The sequence below is a fragment of the Rhodococcus sp. P4_B6 genome (genome assembly GCF_056402215.1).
The window spans coordinates 1-3,848 of record NZ_JBFUHV010000343.1; the positions used below are offsets into that span (position 1 = coordinate 1).

At 66.6% G+C, this 3,848-nt stretch carries 5 protein-coding genes; 3 read left to right on the forward strand and 2 right to left on the reverse strand.

Annotated features, from left to right (window positions below; genetic code table 11):
• From AC1DWT_RS50025 to AC1DWT_RS50035, 3 genes are all read left to right on the forward strand, one after another.
• The coding region (locus tag AC1DWT_RS50025; RefSeq protein ID WP_477926148.1) for a DUF3109 family protein at nucleotides 1–299 on the forward strand (299 nt) is incomplete at its 5' end.
• Between the two features lie 349 nt (nucleotides 300–648).
• Nucleotides 649–1,209: a helix-turn-helix domain-containing protein gene (locus AC1DWT_RS50030; RefSeq protein WP_072949467.1), complete on the forward strand. Its 561-nt coding sequence runs from the start codon at nucleotides 649–651 to the stop codon at nucleotides 1,207–1,209.
• A 9-nt stretch (nucleotides 1,210–1,218) separates the two neighbouring features.
• Nucleotides 1,219–1,791 carry a PIN domain-containing protein gene (locus AC1DWT_RS50035; protein WP_072949434.1) on the forward strand — a complete coding sequence of 191 codons (573 nt, stop codon included), beginning with the start codon at nucleotides 1,219–1,221 and terminating at the stop codon, nucleotides 1,789–1,791.
• Between the two features lie 711 nt (nucleotides 1,792–2,502).
• On the opposite strand, the gene AC1DWT_RS50040 is transcribed toward AC1DWT_RS50035, so the two are convergent.
• Together AC1DWT_RS50040 and AC1DWT_RS50045 are read right to left on the reverse strand one after the other, a co-directional pair.
• Nucleotides 2,503–3,297 carry a class I SAM-dependent methyltransferase gene (locus AC1DWT_RS50040; RefSeq protein ID WP_241031579.1) on the reverse strand — a complete coding sequence of 265 codons (795 nt, stop codon included), beginning with the start codon at nucleotides 3,295–3,297 and terminating at the stop codon, nucleotides 2,503–2,505.
• Between the two features lie 275 nt (nucleotides 3,298–3,572).
• On the reverse strand, nucleotides 3,573–3,848 hold the full coding sequence (locus AC1DWT_RS50045) for a cupredoxin domain-containing protein (RefSeq protein ID WP_206015527.1): 276 nt from the start codon (nucleotides 3,846–3,848) through the stop codon (nucleotides 3,573–3,575).

The window sequence follows — 3,848 nt, forward strand, 5'->3', positions numbered from 1 at the left end:
GGCGGACCCACGAATGGGTGGAGCGACCCGACGGTGAGCAGGTCCTGAAGACGACGATCACCGAGTACGACCGCCGCGGTTGGGGTGAGGGCGGCGCGGATCTGGACTGGTACTGCTCCGGCTCGCCGGATGCGCATGTCGGCGCCAAGGCGGTGTGGGAGTCGTATGCGCCCGAGCTCACCGAGTTGCTCGGTGAGGCCGCGTATCGGGAACTGGCGCGACTGTGCAAGCGACGCGAAGGACTCGGCCTGATCGCCGTGCACCCGGCGACCGCGGTCGCCGCGAAGAATTCCCGGTAACGGAGCGGCGAACCCTGAGGACGGCGACCCCGGTCACCCCGTTGTGTGCATCTACCACAGGGTCGACGTACCAGTCGATTCCGGGTAATGAGCTCCCAGGCTCCGGCTTGAGTGGCCTCATTTTCGGCCGGGCAGGCGGAGGACCTCTGAGACGTCGAGCTCGGTGATCACTGAGATGGACGGTTCGACACATGGTCGCGGGACCTTTGCTGACCTGGGACGATGGTTAGGGGTCGGTGCGCCGTCGGTGCTGCCGTGTACCGCGGCTGGGCAGGTGAACGTCTCCTCCACGTACCTATTCGAAAGATTCGAAAGGTGTTACGATTCTTTCGAACGGAAGGAGTTCGTGATGGGTGCGCAGGCGTTGGATCAGCACACGTATCTGCCGCAGGCGGCGGGTGTGGGGTTGGCGGAGGTCGTTGGCTTCCTCGATGCGCACGAGCGGCGCCGTGGCGACCGGGTGGAGCCGCGGTATCTCCTGGTGGGTGCCGGTGAGCACGATCAGGTGGAGTTGCCGGCAGAGGTGCATGCCGCGCTCAAGCAGGTTGTGGCCGCCTTGCAGGCCGGACGTGCGGTGACGGTGGCACCCCAGGCGACGATGTTGACGACGCAGCAGGCCGCGGATCTGCTGGGGGTGAGCCGACCGACGGTGCGCCGATGGATCGACGTGGGGGAGTTGCCGGCGGAGAAGGTCGGCACTCGACATCGGCTGTTGTTGCGCGATGTACTCGAGTACCAGCAGCAGCGTCGTGCCCGCCAATACGAGGCACTCGCGCAGACCGCTGTCGAGATCGACGACGAGGACGATCCAGCGGCGGTCGCGGAGCAGCTGAAGGCCGCGCGGAAGGCGGTCGCGGAGCGCCGACGCTCCCGCAGCGCGGGCCGGTCAGCCGCGGCGGGTGGTCGATAGGCAGCCGGGGTGTTCGCAGCAGTTCTCGATACGTGTGTTCTCTGGCCGAGCCTGCAGCGGGATTTCCTGCTGTCGATGGCCGTTGAGGGCTTGTACCGGCCGTTGTGGTCGGAGGTAATCCTCGACGAACTCGAATTCCACGAGGCCGCGAAACTGGAACGACGCGGGCACAGTGCGGCGGCAGCCCAAGCCGCTGGTGCGCGGCTGGTGGGAACGATGCGCGAGCACTTCGACGACGCCCTGGTGACCGGCTGGGAGCCACTCGAGGGTGCGTTTTCGCTGCCCGATCCCGACGATGAGCATGTCGTTGCGGCCGCCGTGGTCGGCGGGGCCGGGGTGATCGTCACGCTGAATCGGAAGGACTTTCCTCGTGAACGAGTTCCGGGGAACATCCGGGTGATCTCGCCGGCGGAGTTCGCAGGCGACACGGTGTCGGTGTCCCCGGCCGCGGCGGCGCGCGCGGTGGATATGCTCGCGGCCCGCCTGGCGCGGCCACCGATGACCGCCGATGAGGTCCTCGATCAGTTGGTGACCCGGTACGGGATGGACGATGCCGTTGCACTGCTGCGCGATCGCGAATGATGTCTCGCGCCGGACTTGCACGAGATTAATCGTATTGTGGCGTGGTGACTTCTGGTTCGTAGTCCGTCCTTCCGCGCCCCCGCATCCGTTCGACGTTTCCGTGGCACCGGTATCTGTGGCTGGCCTGGGCGCCGCGGGGTCTATTCCCGTGCGGTCGGGCAGCCTGGTCACACCCGCGTCCCGCCGTCTTGACGGCGGAGTAGGTGGTGATGGTCAGCAGCACTGTGGAGGCGAGGTCGAAGGGGAACACCGACGCTCCGGTGACGGGGCGGTAGACCGTGAAGTGGTGCCGGAATTCCGCCGGTTCCATGGCACGCCAGGTCGGGACGAAAAGCCGCTGCCGGTAGTTGAGCCACTTGGGGTCGATCGCAGCGCCACAGGAGATTTCGAGTCCTGGCCGCATCCGACTGGGTCGCACACCAGCTTCGCCCTGCACTCGCCGCCGCTGGCGACGAACTGCCGTTCGCGGTGGCGATGGCACTGGCCATCGGTACGAAATCACCACCCGCGTCGTACAACTCGCGGAGCACCACGCCCGTGTCCGCGGGCCCGTCGAGGAAGACCTGAGCGTGCTGCACTAGCCGCGGACCGGTCCGGGCCGGGCCGGGCCGAGAACCCCAGGAGTGACCTCGAACACCGAGAACAACTCGTATCGGACGGTGGCATCGAGGGCCAGGCACAGCCGGTCGCGTCCTCCTCGCCATGAACCGGTCACCCGTGCTGGCGGGCGGTGACGAACTGGGAGATGCCGCGCAGCTGCTGGTCGACGTCGAGCAGTCCAGCGGCGGCGAGGAAGGCCGGGACGGTGGTGCGGTCGAAGACCCGTACCCCACACAGCGTTGCGCCCAGCTCGAGTCCCTTCCGCACGAGGAAGGATTCGCGACCGTAGCTGGTCATCACCGCGATCCGCCCACCTGGCGCCAACACCCGCACCATCTCGCGGAGCACGGCACACGGCTCCGCCACGAGGTACAGTGCCGCGAAACAGCACACGGCGTCGAATGTCCGGTCGTCGAAGGGAAGCTCGAGCGCGTCGGCGTGAAGGTAGACCGCGCGCGGGCGGGGGTTGTCGTGGACTGCGCGTTCGAGCATTGGCAGTGAGGTGTCCAATCCGACGACGAATCCGTCGCCGGCGAGCCTGTCGGCGAAGAAACCGGTGAAGTTTCCCGGACCGCACGCCACGTCGAGCACTCGTTGCTCGCCGTCGAGATGCAGGGCCGCGGCGGCCCTTGCGCGCTCGTCAACCACGGAGAGTCCGTGCAGGCTCAGCGCCGCGACGACGATCGGCCGCCACAGCCGCTCGTAGACGGCGGCAACCCGGTTGTTGGTCATCGCACGCTGCGCGAGAGCGCGCCGGGCCGGTGGACCCGATTCGAGCAGGTCGATATAGCCGGTGTCCGAGTAGCTCGACGAGCGCAGCGCGTCCTCGCGGATCAGCCCGCGGACCAGCGCCGTCGACCACATCCCGTCGTACTCCGGGGCCGCCCCGGATTGTTGAGCGGTCATAACCTATTTCACGAAACCGGACCCCCGAGGGTTCACGCGGACCCCCGAGGGTTCACGGATATTCCGGGTAGCCTTGTCCAACGTGCAGGAACCGTCCGACTGCGCGCGATCGACGCCGTCGTCGATGAGCAGAACCATCGCGTCGAGTTCACTGCAGCCATGATCACGAGACCGGAGATGTCGAGCGTGCCCGCGAGCGCCTCATCCACCGTGCGCGGCGCGGGCAGGTAGCTGCGCATTCCCATCGGGTGGAACCTGGATCGGCGATGACCTCGTCACCCGACGGTCAAGTCGCCGTGCATGTTCGAGTGATATGTGCAATGGAACGGGTAGGTACCGGGTGCCGGTGGCACCGTCAATGTCGCGGTTTCGCCGTCTGAGGTTCCCCCCGAACGGTGGACAAGGGGGTTGCGTGCCTCAGGCGACTCCCACCTGAAGCAACTTCTCGTAGCTGTCGGGACTGTGCATCCCCACCGTAGAGTTCCGTCGAACAGTGTTGTAGAAGACAATCCAGTTGTCAACGCCAGCAACGAGATCAGCCTTCGTTGCAT

Bases quoted from the DNA above. Each gene is read 5' to 3' on its own strand.
- AC1DWT_RS50030 (WP_072949467.1), top strand. From the start codon at position 649: ATGGGTGCGCAGGCGTTGGATCAGCACACGTATCTGCCGCAGGCGGCG.
- AC1DWT_RS50040 (WP_241031579.1), bottom strand. From the start codon at position 3,297: ATGACCGCTCAACAATCCGGGGCGGCCCCGGAGTACGACGGGATGTGG.
- AC1DWT_RS50045 (WP_206015527.1), bottom strand. From the start codon at position 3,848: ATGCAACGAAGGCTGATCTCGTTGCTGGCGTTGACAACTGGATTGTCT.